The sequence below is a fragment of the Streptomyces sp. CB02366 genome, assembly GCF_001905905.1.
In the GTDB taxonomy this organism is placed as follows: Bacteria; Actinomycetota; Actinomycetes; order Streptomycetales; family Streptomycetaceae; genus Streptomyces.
Genome location: NZ_LIVT01000003.1, coordinates 1,230,383 through 1,255,468, shown reverse-complemented (window position 1 = coordinate 1,255,468; position 25,086 = coordinate 1,230,383). Strand labels below are relative to the sequence as shown.

At 63.9% G+C, this 25,086-nt stretch carries 19 protein-coding genes, 1 tRNA gene and 1 pseudogene; 12 read left to right on the top strand and 9 right to left on the bottom strand.

The features are described from left to right. Window positions 1-33: 33 nt before the first annotated feature. A complete protein-coding gene (locus tag AMK24_RS14245; protein WP_073768657.1) occupies window positions 34-891 on the bottom strand; it encodes an NAD(P)-dependent oxidoreductase in 858 nt (285 codons plus the stop codon). Then, window positions 888-1,562: an HAD family hydrolase gene (locus tag AMK24_RS14240; protein WP_079190514.1), complete on the bottom strand. Its 675-nt coding sequence runs from the start codon at window positions 1,560-1,562 to the stop codon at window positions 888-890. The genes AMK24_RS14245 and AMK24_RS14240 overlap by 4 nt, the downstream gene beginning before the upstream one ends. Before the next feature lie 305 nt (window positions 1,563-1,867). Between AMK24_RS14240 and AMK24_RS35175 the strand changes: the two genes are divergently transcribed. The 6 genes from AMK24_RS35175 (at window position 1,868) to AMK24_RS14220 (ending at window position 8,815) form a co-directional block, all read left to right on the top strand. Further along, window positions 1,868-1,996 (top strand): hypothetical protein, encoded by a 129-nt coding sequence (locus AMK24_RS35175; RefSeq protein WP_274535073.1) that lies wholly within the window; start codon window positions 1,868-1,870, stop codon window positions 1,994-1,996. Window positions 1,997-2,074: 78 nt separating this feature from the next. Beyond that, window positions 2,075-3,874, top strand: a complete 1,800-nt coding sequence (locus tag AMK24_RS14235; protein ID WP_073768655.1) for a hypothetical protein — start codon at window positions 2,075-2,077, stop codon at window positions 3,872-3,874. Then, complete coding sequence (locus tag AMK24_RS14230; RefSeq protein ID WP_073768653.1) at window positions 3,874-6,024, top strand: DEAD/DEAH box helicase family protein; 2,151 nt, start codon at window positions 3,874-3,876, stop codon at window positions 6,022-6,024. The genes AMK24_RS14235 and AMK24_RS14230 overlap by 1 nt, the downstream gene beginning before the upstream one ends. 57 nt (window positions 6,025-6,081) lie before the next feature. Further along, the gene (locus AMK24_RS33690) at window positions 6,082-6,267 is read left to right on the top strand and encodes a hypothetical protein (protein WP_143203710.1); all 186 of its coding nucleotides are present in this window, start codon (window positions 6,082-6,084) and stop codon (window positions 6,265-6,267) included. Further along, window positions 6,264-8,342 carry an AAA family ATPase gene (locus AMK24_RS14225; RefSeq protein WP_073768651.1) on the top strand — a complete coding sequence of 693 codons (2,079 nt, stop codon included), beginning with the start codon at window positions 6,264-6,266 and terminating at the stop codon, window positions 8,340-8,342. Before AMK24_RS33690 ends, AMK24_RS14225 begins: the two co-directional genes overlap by 4 nt. Beyond that, entirely contained in the window at window positions 8,342-8,815 is a 474-nt protein-coding gene (locus AMK24_RS14220; RefSeq protein WP_073768649.1) for a DNA phosphorothioation-associated protein 4, read from the top strand. Before AMK24_RS14225 ends, AMK24_RS14220 begins: the two co-directional genes overlap by 1 nt. 1,370 nt (window positions 8,816-10,185) lie before the next feature. Here AMK24_RS14220 and AMK24_RS14210 read toward each other — a convergent pair. Beyond that, a pseudogene (locus tag AMK24_RS14210) lies at window positions 10,186-10,936 on the bottom strand (transposase family protein). 345 nt (window positions 10,937-11,281) lie between these two features. On the opposite strand from AMK24_RS14210, the gene AMK24_RS35435 reads away from it, so the two are divergent. From AMK24_RS35435 to AMK24_RS34740, 3 genes are all read left to right on the top strand, one after another. Continuing rightward, entirely contained in the window at window positions 11,282-11,551 is a 270-nt protein-coding gene (locus tag AMK24_RS35435; RefSeq protein WP_443333909.1) for a winged helix-turn-helix domain-containing protein, read from the top strand. Window positions 11,552-11,681: 130 nt separating this feature from the next. Further along, window positions 11,682-11,984 (top strand): transposase, encoded by a 303-nt coding sequence (locus AMK24_RS35430; protein WP_443333907.1) that lies wholly within the window; start codon window positions 11,682-11,684, stop codon window positions 11,982-11,984. 161 nt (window positions 11,985-12,145) lie between these two features. Continuing rightward, a complete protein-coding gene (locus tag AMK24_RS34740; RefSeq protein ID WP_242435150.1) occupies window positions 12,146-13,588 on the top strand; it encodes an IS256 family transposase in 1,443 nt (480 codons plus the stop codon). 91 nt (window positions 13,589-13,679) lie between these two features. Here the strand turns inward: AMK24_RS34740 and AMK24_RS14190 are convergent, their stop codons facing one another. From AMK24_RS14190 to dndB, 5 genes are all read right to left on the bottom strand, one after another. Then, complete coding sequence (locus AMK24_RS14190) at window positions 13,680-15,422, bottom strand: DUF262 domain-containing protein (RefSeq protein WP_073768647.1); 1,743 nt, start codon at window positions 15,420-15,422, stop codon at window positions 13,680-13,682. 122 nt (window positions 15,423-15,544) lie between these two features. Beyond that, entirely contained in the window at window positions 15,545-15,925 is a 381-nt protein-coding gene (gene dndE, locus AMK24_RS14185) for a DNA sulfur modification protein DndE (RefSeq protein WP_073768646.1), read from the bottom strand. Then, the gene (gene dndD / locus AMK24_RS14180) at window positions 15,915-17,945 is read right to left on the bottom strand and encodes a DNA sulfur modification protein DndD (RefSeq protein ID WP_073768645.1); all 2,031 of its coding nucleotides are present in this window, start codon (window positions 17,943-17,945) and stop codon (window positions 15,915-15,917) included. Before dndD ends, dndE begins: the two co-directional genes overlap by 11 nt. After that, on the bottom strand, window positions 17,932-19,527 hold the full coding sequence (dndC, locus tag AMK24_RS14175; RefSeq protein WP_073768644.1) for a DNA phosphorothioation system sulfurtransferase DndC: 1,596 nt from the start codon (window positions 19,525-19,527) through the stop codon (window positions 17,932-17,934). Before dndC ends, dndD begins: the two co-directional genes overlap by 14 nt. After that, window positions 19,524-20,663 carry a DNA sulfur modification protein DndB gene (gene dndB / locus AMK24_RS14170; RefSeq protein ID WP_242435149.1) on the bottom strand — a complete coding sequence of 380 codons (1,140 nt, stop codon included), beginning with the start codon at window positions 20,661-20,663 and terminating at the stop codon, window positions 19,524-19,526. Before dndB ends, dndC begins: the two co-directional genes overlap by 4 nt. 250 nt (window positions 20,664-20,913) lie before the next feature. Between dndB and dndA the strand changes: the two genes are divergently transcribed. Continuing rightward, the gene (gene dndA / locus AMK24_RS14165) at window positions 20,914-22,068 is read left to right on the top strand and encodes a cysteine desulfurase DndA (protein WP_242435148.1); all 1,155 of its coding nucleotides are present in this window, start codon (window positions 20,914-20,916) and stop codon (window positions 22,066-22,068) included. Window positions 22,069-22,081: 13 nt separating this feature from the next. On the opposite strand, the gene AMK24_RS14160 is transcribed toward dndA, so the two are convergent. Continuing rightward, complete coding sequence (locus tag AMK24_RS14160; RefSeq protein WP_073768642.1) at window positions 22,082-23,518, bottom strand: DNA phosphorothioation-associated putative methyltransferase; 1,437 nt, start codon at window positions 23,516-23,518, stop codon at window positions 22,082-22,084. Between the two features lie 112 nt (window positions 23,519-23,630). Here AMK24_RS14160 and AMK24_RS14155 point away from each other — a divergent pair, with 112 nt between their 5' ends. Beyond that, a complete protein-coding gene (locus AMK24_RS14155) occupies window positions 23,631-23,834 on the top strand; it encodes a hypothetical protein (protein ID WP_073768641.1) in 204 nt (67 codons plus the stop codon). A gap of 1,062 nt (window positions 23,835-24,896) precedes the next feature. Next, a tRNA-OTHER gene (locus tag AMK24_RS33940) sits at window positions 24,897-24,966 on the top strand. Window positions 24,967-25,086: the final 120 nt, after the last annotated feature.

Sequence of the window (25,086 nt, the reverse complement as noted above, 5' to 3'; positions counted from 1 at the left end):
CAGGACGTCATCGACGCAGCGGACGCGACCGGTTCAACTCGGCTGGTCCAGGTCCCCTTGTCCACGCAAGGCTTCCAGCGCGCCGGCGATGTCCAGTCGCTGGTCCCGGTTGTCGTCCCACCGGGCGAGAGTCGCGGCAGCGGCATGCATGAGGGAGTCCGGAAGCCCTGCGTCGGCGAGCAGCGCCGCCGCGTCCTCAAGCTCTGGGCCCCAACGCCAAGCACGGGCAGCGGTCTTCGGGATGTAGTCGGTCTCCACGAGGTAGCTGCGGGTGCGCTTGGCTGCGATCTCCTGTAGCTCGTCCGCGACACCGTACGTTTCGGCTGCCCCGTACGCCACGGCGGCCAGCACGCGGGAGACCTTCTGGTAGCTGGAGTACGCGAGCTTGAGTGCGGAGGCTTTACCGATGCTGTGGCCCAGGATGTGGGGGCGCACATCGGTGCCGGCGAAGAGTTCGGCGATCCGGTCGGCTTGCTTGCTGGGGCCGGACAGATAGAGCGTCGGGGACTTGCCACCCACCGGAGGCGATCCAACCACGGCGGCATCAATGACCGGCATCGGGGCCAAGCGGTCGGCGATGCCCTGCACGCGCGACGGCGAGACGGCGTTCGCTTCAACATAGATCGTGCCCGCGCTGGCCGCACCGAGATCGGCTACCTGAGAGGCGGTCTCCTCCGCAGCGGCGGGAGGGCACAGGGAGAGCAGCACGTCGGAGCGGGAGACGAGCTCGGGCAGTGCCTCGGCTTCGAGGCCCGCCTGCTCGGCCCGGCGGCGGGTCGCCTCGCTGCGGCCGTCGGGGCACCACAGCACGATGTGGCCGCGGGCGCGCAGCCGGGCGCCAAAGGCAGATCCCATGCTGCCGGGGTGCAGCAGCCCGACGGTGTCCGTCATGTCGTGGCCCTCGTGTGGTCGGAGGAGTGCAGAAGCAGCAGGTCGATGGCGGCGCGTGCATGCGGCACCACGTGGTCCGGGCCCGGAACGTCCGGTGGCCAGGAGCGGCCGTTGTCGATCCAGATGGTGCTCAGCCCCGCGGAACGTCCGCCGCCGATGTCGTTGACCGGGTTGTCCCCGACCATCCAGCCGCCGTCGCGCAGCACGGTGCCGCAGCGGGCCGCCGCCAGGGCGAAGTGCCGGGTGTGCGGCTTGCGCGCGTCAGCCTCCTCGGAGACGAAGACGCCGTCCACGCACTCGGAGATACCGGTGGCCCGCAGCTTGGCGCGCTGGATATCCGCCGCACCGTTGGTCGCCACCCCGACCCGCCAGCCGGCCGCACGCAACTCCTCCAAGCCGTCGAGGACCCTGGCCTGGCACGACACCAAGGCCGCGATGTCGGTGCAGTACGTGTGCCACAACTCCGCAGTCGACATAGGCAGTCGGTACCGAGTGCGGATCACGTCAAAGGTGGACGGGTAGGCTCGCTGAGCTACCAGGCCCAGAACGTATGTTTGCTCCTCGTCCTCCAGACCGTGCCGGGTCGTGAACTCGGCGGCCCAGACAGCGAGCGCTCCCCACCGGTCAACGAGGGTGTTGTCGAGATCGAAGAGAACCAGAGGCGGCGGCACATCCCGCACCCTAATGCGCGCCGGTCAGCTGTGTGCTCGGGGCCGAGAGGGCGGTCGAGCCCCCTTCCCGCCGCACATCGTTCCTTCATGCTGCCAGCCATACGGTCACCCCCAGGCTGGCCCAGGACCATCAGGCAAACCGTCCCCGGTCAGCACCCTGTCGGCCTCGACGAGGTACCAGGAGTCAGAGTGGCTGGCGAGTCTCGGCGGGCGAGGCCCTTACCGCCCAGGATTTTCTACATGGAGGCGGGCGTGAGGTTGTAGACCGCGGCCGCCGTTCTGCGTCTGCTGCAGTTCAGGGAACCATGGATCAGTTCAAGGCGTCGCCCGTACCGTTGGAAGCATCAGCGCTGCCGCTGGTGTACCAGGAGGGAGGAAGAGGCACAGGGGTGCGCTGGAACGAACAACCCAATGACGCCTTTAACGCGCCGTGATCGGCAACTCGATCGCCGCGTGTGATGAGGCGCTGCTCCCAGCGCGCTGAACATCGTCCACCCCTACCTCTGAAGGCCATGAACGCATTCGACCGTTGGTACAAGGGGCTTAGCGGCTTCAACCGGGACCTCGTCCTGCAGCACTTCTGCGCAGAGGCTCCGGTTCCGCTGGGCGAACTTGCTTCTCAGCATGCCCTTCTTCGGGAGACTGCGCGACAGTGCCGAAACTTCCTCATGGACGAGTTCAACCGCAGTGTCGAGGGGGATTCGATACTCAGTGCCTGGATAGAGCACGCGGAGCTTGACCTGCGCAAACCTTGCCTCGTCAGTGCGTTTCTAGACCGCCACGCCTGGCTTGGCGAGAACATTGGGGAGAGGCTCACGGTCCTCCGCCTGTTCACCGGCATGCGCTGGCTGGACGCGACCACTTCCGCGTCCCCAACCGGACAGTGGATCTTCATGGATGATCTGGAAGAGTGCGGCGCCGCCACGGTGAGAGCCCTTGATCTTGATGTCGACGAGTTGATGAGCCTGTCGACAGCCTCCGCTCTTCTCGACGCACGCCAGGTGCCTGTCCCCAGCGATCTCGACACCCTGCGTCAGTGGCTGATCCACTGCGGTCTTGACTGTGAGGGCAACCAGATCTCTTTGACTCGCTCCAAGCCCCAGCCGACTGAGACCGCTGTCGTCTCTGGCGGGCTGTCCGAGCTCGTCGACCAGTTGTCCGCCCTTCTGCTAGGAAATAAGAACGGCAAGAGCATTCTCACTCTTGGTGACCTTCTTGATGAGGCGGAGACGGCGGAGGGGGAGCTTGGAGTGGTCTCGCGCATGCTCCGAGACGCCACCTTCACGGCGGGCGAGGGCTGGGTTGTGCCGGATCGCTCCACCGATTCCGAGCGGCGTCGGGCAGTGAGGGGCGACAGAACCTCGGCAGAGCAGAATGCTACGGAGGGTAATAGCCCTTCGAGTGCGGCCGAGGAAGTCAAAAACAGGGAAGCAGAGAGTGACGGATCCATTTCGCTTGCAGGCACGCTAGCGGATGCCGGCGAAGCGGGTCTGGTGGCGTCGCCCGGAGACCTCATCGCGCAGCTCCTCGAAGGCTGCGCTGAGGGCATGAGCACCTCGCTCGTCGAGGGTGCACTGGACGGAGTCGTGCCACAGGGAGAAGTGACACAGGCGCTCTTCACGGATGCGCGCTTCGCGATCACGGCCAGGGGAGCCTGGTGCCTCCAGGACGGTTCCGACACGACTGCACCCTCCGCTGCAGCAATCCCGTCCCAGGAACTTTCCTCCCGAGAAGAAGAAGCGTCAGCCTTGACCACCGAGGCTGCCAGCGGCGTCGGCTCGCGCGGCGGGCTTCAGCGTGAGCGCGAGCGCCTCGACAAGGTGGAGGCCGCCTTGCGCGAGGCGGACACCCCGCTGACTGTCGAGGAGCTGAAGGAGCGCACGGGCGTCGCCATCGGGATCCAGTATCTCCGCCAGCAGATCGAAGGGGATGCCCGCTTCAGCCGGAGCCAGCGGAACCACTGGGCGCTGACCGAGTGGCACCTCCCGGTGTACAAGCCGATCAGGGAACTGATCTCTGACATGGTCGATGCGCACGGCGGCCAGGTTGAGGCAGACAAGGTCGTGGCGCTTCTTCGCCGAGACTTCGACATCAAGGAGTCCAGCCTGCGGGCCGCCATGTCCATTGCGCCCTTCACCGCACGCGGAGGGATCGTCCGCCGTATAGGTGAAGACCTGGACATTGGCTCCGAGGAAGCAGCTGTCCCCGCAGCCCGCACCGCTGAGACCGATGCGTCGGGCGAGCAACAGCCCCAACCCGTCGACGAGGCCCCCGACGTGGACGACCTCATGAACCACCTGGGGTTGATCTGATGGCGGCTTCCCCTTTCCTCCGCGACTGCGGCGCGGAGTCCGACTACCGCAGCGACCGCAACAACCTTGTCGAGGACTTCTACCTGCCTGCCCTCGCCGCCTCCACCGCTTACGACCGGGCCGTGGGCTACTTCGCTGCGTCCGTGATCGCCACGCTCGGGCAGGGAATCGACGAGTTCACCGCGCGCGGCGGCACCATGCGGATCATCGCCTCCCCCTACCTTGACCCGGCCGACATCAAGGACATTGAGGACGGCTACGAGCTACGCGAAGTCCTCCAGCGCGCTGCCCTCCGCGACCTGGAGCAGGCGGTCGAGGACGCGCGGGCAGCTCGCGGCCTCGGCAAGCTCGGACAACTGGTCGCCGAGAACCGAGTCGATTTCAAGCTGGCCTATATCGAAGAGCGTGGCCGCGTCGGCATGTACCACGAGAAGATCGGCGTCTTCCGGGACGGCCGAGACGTCATCGCCTTCAAGGGCAGCGCCAACGAGACCCGCTCCGGTCTCGTCGGCAACTTCGAGGCGATCGAGGTCTACCGGAGCTGGGACCCGAGCGATGCACGCCGGGCCGCGCGCATAAGCAAGGACTTCGATGACCTCTGGGAAAACCGCACGCAGATGCTGCGCGTCATCCCGTTCACCGAGGCCGCCCAGGTGATCGTCGAGCGCAGCGCCCGGGCCACCGCCGATCAATACGAGCTGGACGACCTCCCGACCGGCGGAACCCCTATCCGCACCACGCCGCTGCCTCCTCCTGGCACGCTTGCGATCCCGCTTAGCCTGAAGGTTCGCGACTACCAAAAGGAAGCTGTCCAGAACTGGTTCCGCAACCAGTGCCGAGGCATCCTCCGCATGGCCACAGGCACAGGCAAGACCCTGACCGCACTTTCCGCTGCCTCCCAGCTCGGCACGCTCCTTCGGAAGAACGATGCGTCCGCCTCACTCCTGACCGTCGTCGTGGCCCCGTACCAGCATCTGGTCGACCAATGGGCCAAGGACATCGAGTGGTTCGGCGTGACACCGTTGCGGGCCTACGAGGCCACCAGCAAATGGTCTCCGCGCGCTCACAGCCTGCTCCAGAACATCGCACTCGGCGGTACTCGAGGCGGCGTCATTGTCACCACCAATGCCACCTTCGGCGGCGATGCCTTCCAGAACCTGCTCAGCTCCTACCGGGGGCACCTCCTGCTCATTGCGGACGAGGCCCACAACCTCGGCGCCGCGCACTTGCGTACCCGCCTCCCGGAGAAGGCCCAGTACCGCCTCGGCCTCTCCGCTACCCCGGAGCGCTGGTTCGATGAGGAGGGCACCGACGCCCTCACCGACTACTTCGACCAAGTCGTCTTCGAGATGGGAATCGGCGAAGCCATCCACCGCGGCGCCTTGTGCCGCTACACGTACACGCCCATCCTTGTGGAGTTGGACGACGAGGAAGCCGAGCTGTACGCAGAGACCAGCGCGAAGATCGCCCGCCTGATCGCGGCTGGCACAGACCTGAAAGAGACCGCCGACCGGGACAGCCCACTCGGCCGACTTCTGAAGAAGCGCGCCGACATCATCGGCCACGCCCGCGGCAAGCTGGAGATCCTCCACACGGAGATCGAGAGGCGCCGGGACACCAGCCACCAGCTGATTTACTGCGCCGAAGGCAAGCACCCCCTTCTCTACGAATACGGCACCGACGGCCCGCGCCAGATTGACCAGGTCATGGAGATCGTCGGCAACGAGCTACACATGCCCGCTGCCCGCTACACCTCGGAGACGAGGCGCTCGGCCCGCCTGGACATCCTGCGCCGCTTCGAGAGCAACGACCTCCAGGTCATCTCCTCAATGCGCTGCCTGGACGAAGGCGTGGACGTCCCGGCTTCTCGGACCGCCTACCTCCTGTCCAGTTCCTCCAACCCCCGCCAGTTCATCCAGCGCCGCGGCCGCGTCCTACGCAAGGCACCCGGCAAGGAGCGCGCGGACATCATCGACTTCGTCGTCGTGCCGCCTGCGGGTGGGGACGCGATTCAGTACGAGACCGAACGCAGCCTGCTCCGTCGTGAGCTGGCTCGCGTCGAAGAGTTCGCCTACCTCGCTGACAACGAGGGGGACACCCTCAATGTTCTCCGCCCTGTGCGCGAGCGCTACGGCCTCTTCGACACCTGAGCCCCACTGCAGGACCCCATTCCCTCTGCACCCGCTACCTCGAACCAGGAGTAACCCGTGAGCGACGAAACAGTCGGCCAGCCTCCCGCACGAACGGTGCGCGACGTCTTGAACGAGCTGCCGCGGGAAGCCAAGATCCTCGTCCAGAAGGTCATCGACCTGGAGACCGAGAACATCCACATCAGGGAGACGACCAAGGTCGTCCCGAAGATCGTCGACACCGTGAGGGAGCTGACCAAGTGAAGCTGCTCAAGCTAACGCTGAAGAACTTCCGAGCCTTCTATGGTGAGCAGGTTCTCGACTTGTCTGTGGAGGAGGGCAAGCCCGCCGTCCTCATTTTCGGTAACAACGGTGCCGGCAAGACCACCCTGCTCAACGCGTTCGCCTGGGCCCTCTACGGCACGTTCTCGGAAGATGTGGAACAGCAGCATCGCGTTATTCACGACAAAGCATGGGCGGACACGGCGTTCGGGGAAAACATCACGGCCTCGGTTCGGCTGGACTTCGAGCATGACGGGACTCGGTTCTCCGTGGTCCGGCACGTCACCCTTATGAAGGAGAAGGCGGAGCAGGAGCCCGTTGAGCCTGAGCTGACGGTCACGGAGATCGGGACGGACGGCGAAGCCCAGAGCATCCTCAACGGCCAGGACCGGATCGAGAAGATTCTGCCCCAGGGCCTGCGGCAGTTCTTCTTCTTCAATGGTGAGCGCATGGAGAAGATGTTCTCCGGCGACCTGAAGCGGGAAGGCGAAGGCAAGAACCAGGAGGTCCAGAAGGCCATCAAAACCCTGCTGGACTTGGAGGCCATCGAGCGTGCTCTGGAGGACCTGCCGAAGGTCTCTCGAAAGCTCGCTGGCGAGATCGACTCCAAGGAGGACAGCAGGTTGAAGCAGCTGTCCGACCATATGGACCACCTCGCCACCCGTGAGAAGGAAGAGGTGGCAGAGATGCTGCGCCTCTCCGGTGAGATCAGCGCCTTCCAGAAGGAAGTCCAGTCCATTGACCGCGCCCTGCTCCAGAACAGGGAGGCGGAGCCGCTCCAGAAGAAGCGGGACTCGCTGACCCGCCAGATCAAGGCCGCGCACGACCGGCACATGGAGTACAAGAGTCGCAAGCGCGAGCTGCTGTCGCGGCACGGCTTCTTGGCTCTGACCAGCGGGATCGACACCAAGGTGATTGAGCTCGCGGACGCGATGCGAGAGCGCCGCCAGCTGCCCGCCGGTATCCAGCGCAGCTTCATTGAGGACATTCTCGAAGCCCAGCTGTGCATGTGCGGTCGTGAGGTCCGCGCGGGGACCCAGGAGTACGAGGAGCTGGACAAGCGCAAGTACAACGCCGGTCTCGAGGACGTCCAGGAGAGCTGGATGCGGGTCAGTGGCAAGATGAAGAACCTGGAGGAGAGGCGCCAGGAGATCCTGGAGCAACTCACCCTCAACGCTTCCGACATTCAGAAGGCAGACGCCGAGATCAGCGAGCTGGAAGCGGAACGCTCCGATGTTGATAGGCAGCTGGAGGGGGTGAACATCCAAAACGTCCAGCGCCTCATCGAGCGCCGGAAGAATTACGCCTCCAAGGAGACCGACGCCCGCGTCGCGCACAAGGAGGCCGAGAACAAGGTCGCCTCGATCAAGCAGGAGGCAGAGGCCACAGGCCGTCAGTACCGGAATGCTGAGGTCAAGAGCGAGAAGGCACGCAAGGTTCAGAAACAGGTCGAGCTTGTCGAGAAGGTGCGTGCCGCGCTGAAGGAGATCCTCGAGATCAAGACTGAGGAGGTCCGCGACCAGCTCGACAAGAAGGTCAAGGAGGTCTTCTCCCGAATCTTCATCAAGAGCTACGTGCCCGAGCTGAACGACGACTTCGAGCTGGAGCTGCACACCGCGAGCGGAGTGGCCATCCGCTCCACCGGCGAGAACCAGATCCTCGGCCTCAGCTTCGTCGGCGCGGTCTCCGAGGTTGCCAGGAACATCAGTGCCCGAAAGAAGAACAGGGGGGAGGCGACTATCGAGACCGGCAGCGGCGGTGTCTACCCGGTCGTCATGGATGCCCCCTTCGGCAGTCTCGACCTGACCTATCAGGAAGAGATCTCCAAGGCTCTGCCGGCGCTGACATCCCAAATCGTCACCCTGCTCTCGCAGTCGCAGGCGCGGGGCAAAGTTCTGGAGAACCTCCAGCAAGCCGCCAATCAGATGTACGTACTGCGCTCTTACACGCCGAACCAGTCGGCGGGCGAAGAGACGATCGTGATCAGCAACCGTGAGGTGCCGTACGTGTCACACGGCGACTTCGAGCACACTGTTCTGGAGAAGGTGACCTTCTGATGGCCTACACGGACCGATTCCGCCGGCCCCAAGAGCATGAGGACCTGCTCGGTAAGCTCACCGACAGAAAGACCGGGACGTTCGCGACTATGGTCGAGGCGATGATGTTCGCCGCGCTGCTAGGCCACCGCCGAGGCGAGCGCGAGCCGTTCGACCAGACTGACGAGCCGATCCGCCTCGCGCTGATGGAGAGCCGGGACTACGGGGAGGTGCTTCTCGACATGCTCGGAGCCGTCGAGTGCCCCGACGACCCGAAGATCCTCAGCGCGGACCGCCAGTCCGAGCGGGTCCTCATTTTCGAGGAGTACGCAAACGCTGGCCTGTCCCACCTGCAGACCCTTATAAATCGTCAGTCCGACCAGGACCTTGACACGATCATTTCGAACCTCGTCCTTGAGGGGCTAAGGACGCCGCCGGAGGCAGAGAAGGACGACGTTGGCGACATCCTTGCCAGCGCTGACCTGGACTGGTAAAGCCGCTACCTCAGGGCAGGGTCGACAGCCGGAATCCGTACGGCTATCAACCCTGCCCACCTCTGTGGAACGTAGTGGTTGGTCTCCTGTTCATGGGGCGGGATGTCTCCGATGGCGGTGTGAAACAGCTGGTTGTTGAACCAGTCGGCCCACTCTGCGGTGGCCGCGGCCTCGATGCCCAGGTCCGCGGCGACCGAATTCATAACGGCCCACCCGGTGGAGTGGCTGCGAATAATTTCCGCGACCATGCGTACCGCGCACTCGCGAAACTCGGCAGGGTAAGAGGACGGGCGGGCCATGACTTGATTCGCTCAGGGAATCGAGCCTTCAATTAGCACCGAAGCGCTTCATGCCCTAATTCACTGATGCCGATAGGGTCACTCGGAAATTATGCGACTCCTGACAAGACGCTGAAGGTGATCCCAGATGGTCAGCCGGCGTCACCTGCGCCTCACACACGACTTGGCAGCGCGCCCCTACTATTGCAGTACAGCTGCCTGCTACCGGAAGGCCGTGATCAGTGCAGCCAGGGAAGTTACCAGGGTGGCAACTGCCGTGATTGTGGCCGGAGTTATGCGCCCCTTCGAGGGGCCCTCGTTACTCTGACCACCAGACGTGCTCCGGCCCTCATCCCGCAGGCACGTCGAGGTGCAGCAGTGATCGTCGCCAAGCGGATTGTGCACGTTGCTCCTTTCTTTGGGCTCATGCGGTTGCCACGTAGCAGGTGAAAGCGGAGCCCAACTACCCCTCCCCCTCGGCTGCAGCGAGCCAAAGGGAAGAGGAACGACCATGACGGGGTAACCCTGACACCATCCGAGTCATACCGCTTTGGAACGAGACGTTCTCGCAAACAGCTATACATAGCTGTGCGTCACAGTTTTTGATTTATAAATTCAAGCCCCCTGGATTCGATCCGCCATTGCGACACGCGAAACCATGTTCGTGCAGCAGTACGCCAAGTCGCAGCGCACTTCGCGAACGGTGCGACTTGGCGCCTAGGTGCCAGTCGAGGAATCCGGAAGGGAAGACTCCCTCGACTGGCACTCTAAAACTGCTGGTCCGGAGGGTGGCGCTCGCGGAAAGTGAAGCGACACCTCATATGGGTTACTTCATTCGAGTGCCGGGCGGTTCGTGTGATGGCTGCCCTAAGTCTCGGAACTTTTCGTTCCGTTTTCATTTAGAATGAAGCCTGCATCCGCTGCATTGCAAAGTAAAAACCTTCACACTGCATCGATTAGAGCTATTCCGTTACAGAGAGTGTCGGCCGAAAATCATCGAGGTTGTTGGAGGTGTATTGATTTTTCGGCGAGAGGGTCAGGAGTCTGATAGTGGGCGACCGAATAGCGTTAAATGCCGCTTATTGAGCTTCTTCAGCGTTGCCGCTCCAGGGTGAGGATGGCCTTGGCGATTGACGTCATGCGGTTGGGGCTGCAGCGGGATCTGCGGAAGATGCGCCAGGACTTCAAGCGGGCGACGCCGCGTTCGACGGGTGCGCGTGCTGCGGCCAGGGCTCGGTTGCGGGTCTTCTCGGTGGTGGTGAGTTCCCGCAGGGGTCTGCGTTTGATGCCGGTGGTCAGCCACGGGCCGGCGCCCTGGTAAGCGAGATCGGCCACGATCGGCACTCCCTGGCGCTCGCAGAGCCGGATGATCCGATGGGTGCGGGCGGCGGTCAGGTCGTGGGTGCGGCCCGGCAGGGCGGGCGAGAGCCACAGCAGCCGGCCGTCGGGATCGGTGAGGACCTGTACGTTCACGCCGTGGCGTCGGTGCTTGTGGGAGTAGTCCGCCCGGCCGTCGCCGACCCGGTCGCATTCGGCGAGGGTCCCGTCGAGCAGGACGAAGTCGGGGTCGTGCTCACGCAGCGTCTTCAGCAGGCCCGGTGCACGGGCGGCGAGCAGGTCCACGACCGCGCTGGTGTAGGCATGCGCGGTGGACTCGCTGATCCCGAACCCGGCAGCGATCTTCGTCAGAGTGGTGTGTTCGCGCAGGTATACCAGTGCCACCATCGCGCGCTGTGACGGGCGGAGCTTGCAGCGCCGGTCGCCCTCACCGGGTGACGATCAGCATGGTCACCCATTCCACGAGTGCGTGCGGCAGGTCGAGTGCGGCAGGATGGATAACCAACGGGGCCCCCGAGCAACGTGATTGAGACGTCAGACATCTCCATCAACAGCTCGGGGCCCTCGCTCGTTGCGCTTCACGGCCCATCACCCGATCGGTGGCCAAATCGAAGAGGCTCATTGATCCGAAACGGTAAGCGTTCCGAGTCGTCGAATGCTGCGTGAGTGAACTGGTGGGGAGGCGCTGACCGCGCGGCGCGTGGGTGAGCATCGGGTGCTGTCCGGGCTCGAGCAGGCAGCAGTGCGGCAGGCGATTTTGGATCACCTGCCGTGTGACCTGGGTCTTCGTGGCCAGTTGTGGACGCGTGGCCAGGTGGGTGAGCTGATTGCGAAGCTGTATCGGGTGCGGATGACCGAGCCCGGGGTGGGCAAGTACCTGCGGCGCTGGGGGCTGTCGTTCCAGCAGCCCGACAAGCGCGCGGTCGAGCAGAACCGGAGGCGGTGCGGACCTGGCTGGAGGAGACATGGCCGGCGATCTGGGCGACGGCGAAGGCCGAGAACGGTGAGGTGCTGTTCGCCGACCAGGTCGGAATCCGTTCTGATCAGGGCACCGGTCGCACCGGGGACGAGAAGGGCCGCACCCCGATCGTACGCCGCACCGGCAATCGGTTCTCCGTGAATGCGATGTCCGCGATCAGCGCGAAGGGCCGGATGCACTTCATGGGTGTTCGCCGAGACCTTCGACGCGAAAGTCATGTGCCGCTTCCTCGACCGGCTCATCGGCCACTTCCAACCGCAAGATCCACCTCGTGGTGGACGGTCACTCCGCACACCGCCCTCATGTGGTCCGCACATGGCTGGCCGACCACGCCGACAGGATCGAGCTGCACTTCCTGCCCCCGTACTCACCCGAACTGAACCCCGACGAACTCGTCAACGTCGACCTCAAACGCAGCCTGCCCATGAGCAGCAGGACCTGCCACCAGGCCCAACTCGCAGCCGAGACCCGCAGGTTCTTCCACCGCCGCCAGCGCCAGCCCCACATCGTCCGCGGCTACTTCGACGGCCTCCACATCCGCTGCACCCTCGAAGAGAACCATTTGAGTTTCTGATCAATAATGGTTGCAGCCTCGGCGCTATTTTTGTATTCGAGAGGATGTAGTAGAAGGGCAGGCGGGGAAGTCGTGCTTCAGCCTCGACAGGCTGACATTTCACATACTTTGGCGGGACTGTAAAACGTTCGGTGTAACTCCCGATCATGGAAGATGCATCGATGACCAGCAACAACGTGACCGAGGCCGAGACCGTCGAGCCGTCTGAGCCGGTGCCGCCGAAGTCTGTGGATGACCGGCTGATCGACGAGCTCGTGGGGCGGGCTCAGGCCGAGGGGCTGCAGCTGACCGGCGAGGGCGGGCTGCTCCAGCAGCTGACCAAGCGGCTCCTGGAGTCCGCTCTTGAGGGTGAGATCACCGACCACCTCGGCTATGACAAGCACGATTCCGCCGGGAAGAACGGCGGCAACTCACGCAACGGCACCCGAGCCAAGACCGTGCTGACCGATGTCGGCCCGGTCGAGATATCCGTGCCTCGCGACCGCGAGGGCTCCTTCGAGCCGAAGATCGTCAAGAAACGCCAGAAGCGCCTTTCCGGCGTCGACGAGATGGTCATCTCGCTCGCCGCGAAGGGCCTGACGACCGGTGAGGTCCAGGCCCACCTGTCCGAGGTCTATGGCGCCGAGGTGTCGCGTCAGACGATCTCCACGATCACGGACAAGGTCCTCGAGGGCATGGCCGAGTGGCAGAACCGGCCCCTGGACGCGGTCTATCCGGTGGTCTTCATCGACGCGATCCACGTGAAGATCCGGGTTCTGGCTCAACTTCTGTGGTTCGGAGAGCGAGTGCCTCCTCCAGGAGCATGCTCCACCGGCCTGACCTGCGAGACGTCGGACACGGCACCGTCCAGAAACCGGCGTGACCGCTCACATCACAGAAGTTGCGCCAGAACCAAGATCCGCGACGGCGCCGTGGCCAACAGGCCCATCTACGTGGCCCTGGCCGTCACGGCCGAGGGCCGGCGGGACATCCTCGGGCTGTGGGCCGGTGATGGCGGCGAGGGCGCCAAGCACTGGATGCACATCCTCACCGAGATCAAGAACCGCGGCGTGAACGACGTCCTCATGCTCGTCTGCGACGGACTGAAGGGGCTGCCCGACGCGGTCGAGGCCGTCTGGCCCCGCACCGTGGTGCAGACCTGCGTGGTCCACCTGCTGCGGAACTCCTTCCGCTATGCCGCCCGCCAGGACTGGGACAAGATCGCCAAGCTCCTCAAGCCCGTCTACACCGCGGCGACCGAGGACGCGGCACTCGATCGGTTTGCCGAGTTCGCCGACGCGTGGGGCAAGAAGTATCCGGCGATCGTGCGGCTCTGGGAGAACGCCTGGGAGGAGTTCACCCCGTTCCTCCGCTTCGACACCGAGATCCGCCGCATCGTCTGCACCACGAACGCCATCGAGTCCGTCAACGCCAGGATCCGCCGGGCGGTGAAGGCCCGCGGCCACTTCCCGAATGAGCAGGCCGCCTTGAAGTGCGTCTACATGGCGATCATGTCGCTGGACCCGACCGGCAAGGGCCAGGCCCGCTGGACCATGCGCTGGAAGACGGCCTTGAACGCCTTCGACATCACCTTCGACGGCCGACTCTCCGCAGCACGTCAGTAGCCCTCAACTACCCGAGTTACACCGCTCGTTTGACAGACCCACTTTGGCGTTTGAGCCGGTTGAGGAATGGATTCTCCGTGCCTGCAGTAGTTCAGCGAGGCCAGGTTTTGACCGCGAGCCCGGCAAGGACGGTCTGCCGAAGTCGGATGCTGTCCGGGGTCCACTCGCTCTTCTCGCTGATCTTTCTGGTCAGCTCGAAGCCCGACGCCTTGAAGACCTCAACCTTTTCGGCAAACGACTTGTTCCCGATCTTAGAGTTCACTCCAGCCTGCAGGAGCACCATATTGCCAATGCGGTAGACCCAGCTGGCGGCGTCCTGCTTGTCCCCGCTCTTCTTGATGAAGTCCTCCCAGTCGGCTTCCTTGGCGTTCTGCGGGAACACGTGCTCCAGGTTGACCTGGCTCGGGTTGCTGTTGGGGACGAACTCTGGCTGGGACTCCTTTCGCCTTGTCGTCTCCAGGGCGCTCAGGTAGTACCGGGCAAGCTTGGAATCGCTTCTTCCGACGGTGGCGAGCGCGAACTGCTCCCTGAAGTCGGTGTCGGAGGGTATGAGGTCCTCGACGCGCAGTCGGACCTGCGCGGTGGTGGTGACCTCGCCTTTCCGGATGGCGACCGCGATATGAGAGTACTGGTCTTCGAAGCGGCCGCGGTTCATCATGCTCATAATCATGCCGCGCACTGACCAGTTCACCATGGCACGGAGGAGCTTCTCGAGCTCGTGGGAGTGAAAGTGCTCGACTGCCGCCAGCAGGAGGATTTTGTTGGGAACCAGGTCGAACATGGCGAGTGTGTCGAGAGCGGGACGGTGACCGTTGCCGCTGCACTTGGTCGCCCAAAAGTCGCTCTCCGGGTTGGAGAGCGCGGTGTAGGCGTGTGTGGCTGACAGGAGGTTCTCCGAGAAGTGCAGCGCCTCCTGTCGATGGGTCACCTCCTTGCGCATCTCCGCGTAGAGATCGCGCTCGGTGATCTTGCCAACCTTCGAGCTCCAATAGTGGCGCAGGAACTTGGTGAACTTCGCATCGGCGGCCCCGAGCTGGAGCGTCCCGAGTGACTGGTGCCAGTTGTTCCGCACCGCGTTGAGGTTCTGCTGCTCGCCGGCGGCTCCGAAGAGGTGGTTCTTCAGGAGGTCCGCGGTGGTCAGGTCGGCGCCTCGATTGTTGAGGGTCTCGAAGATCACGTAAGCGTCTGCCTCGGTCGGGGTCTCGACCACGGCGAGCTGCGCCCGGTGCTGGATGTAGCTCACCCATTTCTCGAGGACGTTGGCCGCATCCATCCCATACAGGCTGCGGAACTGCGAGATCTTTTCCCGGAAGAGCCGGTACGCCTTGACGATGTCGGAGTCGGTCCTCGCGGGTTTCCCCGGGAGCGCGGTCTCGGTGGTGATCCCGAGGAAGTCGGGGTTGTCGTTCTCGTTGAGCTTGAGGTGCGACTCTGCGTACCTGTCGTTCCATGCCTTGCTGGCCAGGAAGGTGCGGCTGATGCCTACAGCCTGGGAGTCGTCCGCCTTAAGCAGGTTCCCCTCCAGGGTTCGCAGCTCGTCGCGGATGGCAGCGATCAGGAGGGAGGAGGTGACCAGCCGCTGCTGGCCGTCGATGATCCGCTTCCGAGTCCCGTCGCCGTCCTGGGTGATCACGATCGTGCCGAAGAAGTACTCCTCCTTCGCCCCGCCGTTGATCGCCCGGTCCAGGTCGGTCCAGTAGTCGAGGACCTCCTGCTCCACCTTCCAGCAGTACGAGCGCTGAAACTGGGGGACGACCAGGCGATTGTTGCGCAAGACCTCACCGATGCCGACGAGGTAGAGCTGAAGCGAGGTGCTGCCGTGTCCCGATGCCATACAGGGCAGCTTAAGCGTCAATGAGTTAAGTGGATCTGCGTTTTCTGATGACTGGTCGCAATCGTGTGGAGGTGCAGGAAAGGGCCGACCCGCGCAGGCGAATCGGCCCTAAACTGGGCAATTTAGACGGTTGTTACGGCCCCGATCAGCCCCTCGATTGCTGTCATCTCCTTGTGCGCACCCAAGTATCCGACCCCCCGGGCCAGATGGATCGTCAGCGTATTGGAGGCGTTCTCGTCCGTCGGCTCTAGTCCGTCGGCTACGCAGCGCTGCTTGAGCAGGGCGAGGTAGAGGTCGCCGTGGGGTCCGGCGAAGGTCTTCCAGGACATCTCGACGTTGGAGTCGGTGACGACCTCGCGGACCAGGGGTGTGGAGGTGTCCGCCAGGGAGAGGGCCAGAGCCCAGCGGCACAGGACGTTCCACTGGCTAATGCCAGTGGTGTGCTTCAGACGGCTTAGGCGGTCCTTGCTCGCCGTAGCGAGGCGGATGTTCTCAAGCGGCATTGCTGGCTCCTGCGTTCCACCAGTAACCCTCGACGACGCTGGTGGTGAAGGTGGTGTCGTCGTGGACCAGGGTGTAGGTGTGGGCGATGGCCTTCTTGAGGCGGCCAAGTAGGTACTCGTCGATCTCCTCATCGGTGGAGAGGAGGAGGACTTGGTCGCTGGCGTACGGGAAGTATCGGTCCACCAAATGCTCACGGTGGCGGCTGTCGAGCCGGCCCAGCGGCGTGTCGATGACGCTTGGCAGGTGGCCGCCGGCGACCTTCATCAAGCCCCAGAGGAGGGAGACAGCGAGTAGCTGGCGCTCGCCCGCGCTGAGACGTCCGGGGTCGATCGGCTCTCCGTCTGTGTCAGCCAGGGTGAGCGTGAACTTGTCGGTATCGATGCGGAGGTCGTTCACCAGGCCCTGCTTGCGCATGAGAGTCTGGAAGCTCGTGAGCATTGCTACCTCGAGGCGGCTGATATGCCGCTTGAGGAGGGCATCGCCGAACTGTTCCAGCGTCTTCCGGGCCTTTTCCGAGTACTTGATGATCCGCTCGACCTCTTCGGCCTTCACCTTGGTGCGAACGAACTCTTCGTGGGCACGCTTTAGGGAGGCGGAGACGTACTCGAGGCGGCGCTTCAACTCGGCGACGCTATTGAGGCTGTTCTCGTGCTCCCGTTCCAGCCGTGCGACTTTCTGAAGCTGGTCTTCACGCTCCTTCTGGATGGCCTCGACCTTGCTTTTGGCCGGTACACCCGCCAGCTGACGCTCCAGCTGCACACGCTGCTCGGCGGCTTTCGCAGCCTGCTGAAGGAGCTCGGCAGCTCGTGCCTTGTCGCGGCTGAGTGCCTCGTCGAGTGCCGACAGCTGGGGGAGCGTGTCCGGGGAAAGGCCGAGATCCACCTTGAGGCGGGCGGACTTGGCGCGCTTGGCGCGGTCAGCCTCCAGCTCCTCTCCTACGGCTGCCTTCGCCTCGGCAGGGAGCATGTCCATTAGCCACTGGTCACGTTCTTCGAGCACCCCCAGTACCTGATGGGACTCGGCTGCCGTCCGCTCGCGGCCAGCCTGCTTGTGCAGCTCATTGAGGTGACTCCCCATCATGAGGAGCGGAAGCGGGCCTGCAGCCAACTGGACGAGGGAGCTGCGGATTTCGGCGAGGCGAGTGGAAACCTGCGCGAACTCGCGCTCGATCTCGACGCGACGTTCGAAGAGGCTTCCGCCCTCCTGCTTGTAGGCAGCCTCCAGCGTTTCGAGAGTGCGCCGAGCTTTGACGAGCTCGCTCTTGCGCTGCGCGGCCTGCTGTTCTGCGTTCTCCAGAGCGGCGTTGGCCGCTTGCCGTTCCTGCTCCTGCGCGTGGATCTTGTCCATCAGGTGCTGCTCTTCGTCTGACAGCTTCTGTCGGCGCTGAAGCGCGAGCAGGTCCGTACGGAGCTGCTGGACGGTGTTGACACCGAGCAGTGAGTGGATGGCCGATTCGATGACCGATGCTGCGCGCTCGGGGTTGGCGAGCGATTCGATCTTCTCTCCGTCGAAGAACGACAGCGAGGCGACTTCTAGAGGGAGCAGGCTTTCGATGTGATCGGCCCACTCCTCGCTGAGAACCCGGCTGTACTTCAGCTCAGGTCCGACACGGCGCCCCGGCTTCGCCCGGGAGCCATACTCCTCGTCGACGAACGCGTTCACGAACTCCTTGAGTCTTGTCTTGCCGCTGGTGTGCCAGCTGCGGACCACCTTGTAGTAGTGCTCCGTGCCGTCCACAGCGACCGTGAACTCCAGGATGATCTGAGCACCGCGGGTCGGGTCCGCCTGCCGGTTGATACTCTCGCGGAGGTACGTCTCATACGACTTGTTGCCTCGACCGCTACAACGTGCTCGCGGCCCGTACAGCGCTAGCTGGATGGCGTCGAGAAGGGTCGTCTTGCCGCAGCCATTGAGTCCGCCGATGAGGACGATCGGCTTGTTCTTCTTAGTAGTCAGATCCAGGGACTGGGTGCCGCGGTAAGCCCCGAACTCTTCGAGAGTGATCTTACGCAGGAGCATCGATATTGGTTTCTTCGTCCAGGGTCGGGTGGGTCGGCGATTCGTCACGCCACTTGTTCTTGCGCTGCGCGAAGTCGATGGCGTCGGCGCTGTCCTCGTAGTAGCCCTTCTTTACCGCAGTCTCCAGAGCCTGGAAGAGGCCAGCACGTCGGGACATTGTCCGGTACTTGCGCTCGACGGAGAGCAGCTCACGGACCATGTCGTAGTGCAGGTCGTCCCCGCAGAGCTCCTTCAGCAGCTCCATCTCGTCCGCGCCCATGACGAGCTGTTCGTCCAGAGGCCCACCCGGGAAGTCCTCGCCCGTGAACTCCTTGTAGATGCCGGGCAGCGAGTCTTCGACCTCGTGTTTGTCGAAGACCCAGATGCGTCGGATCTCGTGCAGCTCGTCGAGGGTGATCAGTTCGATGTTCTTGACGTGCTCTGGCGCGTTGGCGCGGATCCACGTCTGGGCTTCCAGCAGGTCCTTGAGCCAGTCCTGGCGGAACCTCTGCAGGTATGGGCCGTGGATCGGGACCTCTTCGCCGTCGGTCCGGCGCGTGTATACCATGACCTTGCCGTTCATACGGCGGAAGTCTCGGGCTGGCTGGTCAGGGCGGGGATACGGGAGCTTCCGGCCGGCAGGGAGTCCTTCCTCGCCCTCTTCGAAGTAGCCGAACGGGGCGTCGAGCTTGTCGCGGAGGTCCAGGAGCGGCTGCATCCACTCCTTCTCTTCGTCGTTCTGGATCATCGCCGACATCGACTTGTCCTGCTCGACGAGCGTGCATGTCCAGCACCCGAAACGGCTGGAGCCGCAGGAGGGTGTGGTCGAGTCGACCACGAGCGGGCACTCGCCATCGCCGGAGGCGCCCTGGTACATGGTGAGGAGATCCTGATTGTTGTAGCCCCATGGGTTGGGCTTCTGCATCAGGTACTCCCAGACGTCGTCGTTGGTCCAGTCTTCGACGGGGCTGTAGACGAGGGAGTTGGGAAGGTTTGCATTGGGGGAGAGACGATCACGGACGCGCCGCTTTTCGTGCTTCTCCATGGCACGGGCGCGCGCCTGGCTCTCGGTCTTACGGATACCGAGCACCATGATCGCCTCGCCGTGTGCTGCCACGACGTTCCGGATGAAGGAGTTGGAGGGCTTGATCTTGAGGCGCTCGGTGCACCAGCGGAACTTGGGGCGCGGCGCCGGGTAGCCCCGACCGATCAGGTTGACCCAGAAGGTGTCCTTGATCTCCGGCGTCAGGCGATGAGGCTCGATAGGGAGGCCCTGCTCAGCGGCGGCTTTCTCCATCGTCTCCAGGGATGTCGTCACCCACGCTGCGACGACGGGATTCTCGACGAGGGTGTCGGTGCTGATGACGTGGACCGTCTTGGTGCGCTGCTCCGCCGGCAGAGTGGCGATGGCGGTCCATACGAGCTGAAGGACCGCGGTGGAGTCCTTGCCGCCGCTGTATCCGATGACCCAGGGCACTTGGTCGGCGGTGTAGAGCTCACGGACCTCGTCTGAGAGCTTGGCGATGACCTCTTCGAGGGGTTGCCCGTTGAACGGCTTCCGCCGGACCGGCGTGATGCCGAGTTGTAGAGGGATGGTGCTCATGCTTCGCCTCGCAGGTATGCGTCCTCTGCCCGCTGCTCTTCGGCGCTGAGGCCGAGGCGCAGGTGATTGCGCAGGTAGTTGACTGTAAGAGTTACATTTTGGTGACTTTTGGAAACGCGACCACCGACGATGGCACGGCCCTCCCAGTCTTTATTCGACCGAGTCCAGTCGACTTTTTTCAGAGGGGAAAGTTTCCGCTTCCAAGTGCTGGGTGTGGCGGATTCCCGAAGTAGGGAATTTCCGATGCGGCCGAGAGCGTGCAATGCGATTCCGTGACTGTGGATGAAGTCGCGCCGCATCTCGGGTGCCGAGAGCTCTCGCTTGCGAACCATCTCCCACTCGGGAAGCGTTGTATCGATGTGCTCCCAGTACTCCTGCGCCAGCTCTGCTGTGGCATCTGCCTCGATCTCCAGGCCTTGAAGGAGGGACTGGGTGCCGTAGTAGAGAGCGCTCAAGGTGAACATCATCCGGGAGCGGGCGGAGAGGGTGCTCTTCTCCATCTCGACGTAGCCCTTGAAGACCTTGCACCGGCTGGCCAGGGTGCGCGCGACCTGAGCTTCGCTGTCCCGGTGGTCGTAGAGGACGCCGATGGACCGGGCCGGACGCACCGCGTGCCGGTTGAGGTCCGCGAACATCTGCTGCGAGCGGGCGAGCCCCGCGTCATGGAAGAAGACGACGGCGATCGTCTCGTTGCCAATGTCCGGGTTCTCCTTGAGGGCGTGCTCGATGGCTGCGCGCCGATGCTGGCCGTCGTTGATCAGGAAGCGGGAATCCATGGGGATACGCAGCTGCCCGGCACGGAAGGCGTTGCCGTCGGAGCCGAGATGGTCGAACTCCATTTCGCCGTCGACGGATGCGGTCAAAGCACTGAAGACGTAATCCTCTGGATTGTCCAGAATGTACTTGGTGAGTGCCGGGAGGCGTCCCTTATTGAGGATCCGCTGGGCGCGCAGTTCTGGTGAGAGCTCGTCTTCGTCGAAGATAAAGATCTTTGGGATGAGGCGCAGGGGGCACATCGATACGTAATATTCGCGCCCTGCCTGGATGCCGCGGATCGCCGGGAACGTGTACTCGAACCCCGTTGAGGTGCGCGGAGCTACGACTCGGGGCGCTGGTGTCGCTGCTTTGATCTCCACCCCAGCAACCTTAGCGTACGTCATCCGTTTAACGTACGGAGCTTGCTGAAGTTACGACACCTTCACGTACGTAAGACACACCGGCATGTCTGGGGTTACGCCCGGCTGGCGCGAAGGACGTTGCTGCCCGGGAAGGCGTACGTCGATGTCTGCGTTGACAACTCTGAGGCGCTGCGCTGTGCGTCAGCCGAGCATGCGTGTACGTTAACGGTTTGACGTACCCGGTAACGGGATGATTGCTCTGGGATGGGTGAGCGCGGTGGTGGCGTATCTGGATGTGGCGGCGACGACCCGTGTGGAGCCGCGGGTGGCTGACGTGGTGCTCCACTGGATGACCGAGGACTTCGGCAACGCCGGCAGCCGCACCCATGAGTACGGAGCCCGGGCAAAGAAAGCGGTCCAGGAGGCAAGGACGTTCCTCGCCGGGACAGTTGGTGTGAGGACCGAAGAGGTCATCTTCACCAGTGGAGCGACGGAGTCCAACAACATCGCGCTGCTCGGCATGGCCTCGTACGGCGAGAAGCACGCCCGGAAGCACATCATCACCTCCGCTATCGAGCACAAGGCGGTCATCGAGCCCCTGCTGCATCTGCAGGAGAAGCGGGGGTTCGAAGTCGATTTCCTGAAGCCCGGTCCCTCGGGGCGGATTTCTACGGACGCCGTGCTGGAGAAGTTGAGGCCAGACACCCTGCTCGTCTCGCTAATGCACGTGAACAATGAGACAGGCGTCATCCAGCCCGTGGCCGAGCTGGCGGAGAAGCTCCAGAAGACCCCGACTTTTCTCCACGTCGATGCCGCGCAGGGGTACGCGAAGGTTCCCGAGGACCTGAAGGCGCCCATCGATTTGACCAGCATCAGCGGTCACAAGATCGGTGCACCCAAGGGGATCGGCGCTCTGGTGACCCGGCGCCGCGGCTGGGACAAGGTGCCGCTGGAGCCGATCATGTTTGGCGGCGGGCAGGAACGAAAGCTGCGCCCCGGGACGCTTCCCGTGCCACTTGTCATGGGGCTGTACGAAGCATCCAAGGTCTTCCAGGAGAACCGGTCGCGTTGGGAACGGGACGCGAAGGAGATGCGGGAGCGGCTGCTCGCCGCGCTCGGGAGGACCCGCTTCCAGATCAACGGCGATGCCGACCACGCGGTCCCGCACATCCTCAATGTGACCTTCGACGGGCTCAATGCCGAGGCCCTGATCGTACGGATCAAGGACCAGGTGGCCGTGGCGACCGGTTCCGCATGCACCAGCGCCTCGTACACGCCGAGCCACGTGCTGACCGCAATGGGCCTCCCGGAGGAGGTGGCCACCAATGGCCTCCGCTTCTCGTGGTTTCCCGGGCAGGTCTCGGACTTCGACCCGGACGGCTTGGCGGAGACGATCGCGTACATGCAACCGGATGCCCTCTGACGGTTTGAGCTGATCAGTCTTCGGGGCGCTGGACCAGCCGGTGTCCCCGAAGCATGCGACCACACCTGATCAGTTCGGCCTCCCAGCCATTCTCGGTGCCGATCAGGTGCGGATTCTCGTAGAGGCCGGCGCGTAGCTCGGACTCGGTCAGACGGCGGTAACGCGGAACGTCCGGGTCGTCGGGCGCCAGGAATTCGTGCTTGCGGTGGAGCAGAGGACGGTTGGCGGAGTTCGCGTAGGACATGTGCGAGGTCTCGATGGTCTTGAGATCTACGAGGTACGAAGACGTGATCCGCGGGTGTGGGTCCTTGTCGAAATCCGGGTAGTCAAGCCAGCTGATGGCTCGCCCCTGGTGCTTCAGCTTGGCGACGGTCCATTTCTGAGGGCGGCCGGCGGCAACCGAGGCGCAGTGCTCGTACAGGCGCAGGACTGTCGGCATCCGGTCGATCGCCCGGCGGTGCACGTACAGCGCGGTCGGGGTGATCTTGCCGACGCTGGATGCGTTCATGGCGCCCCGGATATAGGTGTCATCCCGGAGCTTGAGGAGCAGACGGTCAGAGCGCCTGCAGGCTTCCTTGTACGAGGTGAAGAACGAACGGACATCGAGCTGGATGCCGAGGGGGAGGCTGCTGAACGGACCTCGGCCGTTGAAGAGCTCGACGGCGAGGAACAGCAACGTGTTCAGCGTCGTGTGCTTGGCGCCCTCGGAGACCCTCTCGGCGTCGGCGGAGTCGCGTATGAGGCGCTTAAGTTCGCCGGGTTTTAGGTGGGCGAGCTGTTCGGCCATCGGCCGGGGCATCTCGTCGACACGGGGCGGGCGGCCACGCCGTTCGACGTAGTCGACCAGCGAGGCGATAGCGGAAGTGGTATCGGCTGAAGCGAGCCACTCGGCGTCGGGGAGGATGCGGTGTGCGAGGTAGCCCAGTCGGGCTGAGTCGTCCTTGAAGGCGTACACAATGCCGGGGGCCGCTGATATGCAGCGTGTTCCTGTGACCTCCTCGACGTAGATCCGGAGCTCGTCCGGGCTGAAGAGGTGCTGGAACGTCTGCCGGCTGGTGAGGAGGCCATCTCCGTACTCTTGGCCGCGGATCTTGGACCGCTCCCAGGTGAGGCGAGCCGAGACGATGAGTACGGAGGTGGCGAGCCTCCATGCCTCCTTGAGCGTCTGCCGACGCTCGACGGGGTCCTCGATGATATTCAGGACGTAGGTGAGGAGGACGACGTCGGAGGGGACCACCGGCGCACTCGAGCTGTAGTAGGGATCCCAACCGGTGATCTTGCAATCGAGGCGCTGGAGGGAGGCGACGTCGCCGCCTCGGCCGCAGCCGTAGTCGAGGATCGTGCGGTCCATGTTGAGCTGGCGATCGGCCAGAGCCTGGCGCGCCGGCACGGAGAGGCTGGAGCGACCGATCGCGGTGCGGCGGCGGTCGCTGTTCCATGACTGCTGCATGTCGGCCTCGTCAGTCGAGGAAGGGGGACGGGTCGCAGCATAGGCAGGGCGGCGGTACGGACGAAGAGGTTTCCGGGAGCTGAGGTTTCCAGCGCGTCCCTCAGTGCAATCGGTGAACCTGCCTGCCTGGCTGGCGGGCAAGGCGGTGGGTATCGGAACCGTCATCGCCATGATGACACTCGCGCTCATCCAGGACCAGTCGCCGCCCGAGCAGCTGGGCGTGACTACCTCGGCAGCGACGACGCTGCGCACCCGCGGCTCGGCGGCTGGCGCGAACGGCATCGCCGTTCTCACCGCGTCCCTCGACACCATCTAGCACCAGGGTCAGCAGAACCGGGCGCTCTGGGTTTCTTGCCGTGGTATCCGTCGTGGCCGTCCTTGCTTCGGCCGTGTCTTGCGCCCCGCCGCCGTACGCCCACTGGGTGAGACCTGGACCGCTGACCCCAGAATGAGTACTCGCCCCGGCAGTGTGACTCCTATGTTGCGATTTCCTTGGGTCGCGGCATCCGCCCTGACAGTTCGGACCGCTTGCTGGTATGCGGACGTAGGTTTGAAGCGTGAGCGCTGCGTGGGCGGACTGGGCGGCACCACGGCGGATTGGGCGTCATGCTGATCAAGGCTGCAGGTCTCTGATCAGCGAGAACAGGATTCGGTGGCACCGCCAAGCACCACCCGCCACGACCTTGCAAGCCCTCGTAATGCGAAGGTCTCGGGTTCGAATCTCGAAGGCGGCTCGGAAAAGGCCAGGTCACGCAGCCCATGACCCTGGCCCTTTGTCTACTCCTTCGCCCTGTCCGAGGACCGGGTCTACGACCTGTTCGCTGGCCTCTACACCACGCTCCGCGACAGCGAGGCGCGCGAGCGCCGGACCGCCGCGAAGACCAAGCTCCTCGCCCTAGCCTTCTGATGCCACTCGCCCCTGCCCACACCACCGCCAGTCCGGAAGGACTGCACGTTCCCACCGTTCTGTCTCCGGCTCCGACCGATCTGCAGTCGACGAACTGACCGGCGGCACCCAGCTGCCCGTGCTGACCGTATCTGCGAGCTCCTGTCCGCTTCCCCCCGCGGTCACTCACCTACTGGTCCGCAGCTCGCTCGCCTCCGACACCGACGGCCTTCTCTCCGACGTGACCTCGTTGTCAGTGTCCATGACGCGCACCTAGCCGCCTTCATGCCACCCTGCAGGGCACCCGAGTCGCCCTGACCAGCGTGCAAACTTGCTATCGCAAGTCGGCCCACGGGTGCAGCGCGCCGACAACCCACCGTCCCAGCACCGGGTGCTGGGAGAAATCTGGGAGATGATCTTCTCCCAGAGGCCAACCGAGCCCCCGCCGCACCAACCCAGACCAAGCCTCTGACCTGCCCGTTTAGCAGGATGCGTAGGTGTCGATCTTGTTCGAACCTCGTTCGGGACGAAGAGGTCGTGGGTTCAAATCCCGCCACCTCGACAGAGGAGTACCAGGTCAGAGGCCTGAACTCGGGGCCCTCGTGGAAGCCGATGACGGAACCCGGCTCCCCGTGGGTTCCCGAAGTGGTTCGGCAGGCGGGGGATTCGTGGGACGGCCCTC

What these genes read in the sequence shown, in the direction of transcription:
- AMK24_RS14245 (WP_073768657.1), bottom strand. Translation starts at nt 891, where the DNA reads ATGACGGACACCGTCGGGCTGCTGCACCCCGGCAGCATGGGATCTGCC.
- AMK24_RS35175 (WP_274535073.1), top strand. Translation starts at nt 1,868, where the DNA reads ATGGATCAGTTCAAGGCGTCGCCCGTACCGTTGGAAGCATCAGCGCTG.
- AMK24_RS14235 (WP_073768655.1), top strand. Translation starts at nt 2,075, where the DNA reads ATGAACGCATTCGACCGTTGGTACAAGGGGCTTAGCGGCTTCAACCGG.
- AMK24_RS14230 (WP_073768653.1), top strand. Translation starts at nt 3,874, where the DNA reads ATGGCGGCTTCCCCTTTCCTCCGCGACTGCGGCGCGGAGTCCGACTAC.
- AMK24_RS14220 (WP_073768649.1), top strand. Translation starts at nt 8,342, where the DNA reads ATGGCCTACACGGACCGATTCCGCCGGCCCCAAGAGCATGAGGACCTG.
- AMK24_RS35435 (WP_443333909.1), top strand. Translation starts at nt 11,282, where the DNA reads ATGACCGAGCCCGGGGTGGGCAAGTACCTGCGGCGCTGGGGGCTGTCG.
- AMK24_RS34740 (WP_242435150.1), top strand. Translation starts at nt 12,146, where the DNA reads ATGACCAGCAACAACGTGACCGAGGCCGAGACCGTCGAGCCGTCTGAG.
- AMK24_RS14190 (WP_073768647.1), bottom strand. Translation starts at nt 15,422, where the DNA reads ATGGCATCGGGACACGGCAGCACCTCGCTTCAGCTCTACCTCGTCGGC.
- dndE (WP_073768646.1), bottom strand. Translation starts at nt 15,925, where the DNA reads ATGCCGCTTGAGAACATCCGCCTCGCTACGGCGAGCAAGGACCGCCTA.
- dndD (WP_073768645.1), bottom strand. Translation starts at nt 17,945, where the DNA reads ATGCTCCTGCGTAAGATCACTCTCGAAGAGTTCGGGGCTTACCGCGGC.
- dndC (WP_073768644.1), bottom strand. Translation starts at nt 19,527, where the DNA reads ATGAGCACCATCCCTCTACAACTCGGCATCACGCCGGTCCGGCGGAAG.
- AMK24_RS14160 (WP_073768642.1), bottom strand. Translation starts at nt 23,518, where the DNA reads ATGCAGCAGTCATGGAACAGCGACCGCCGCCGCACCGCGATCGGTCGC.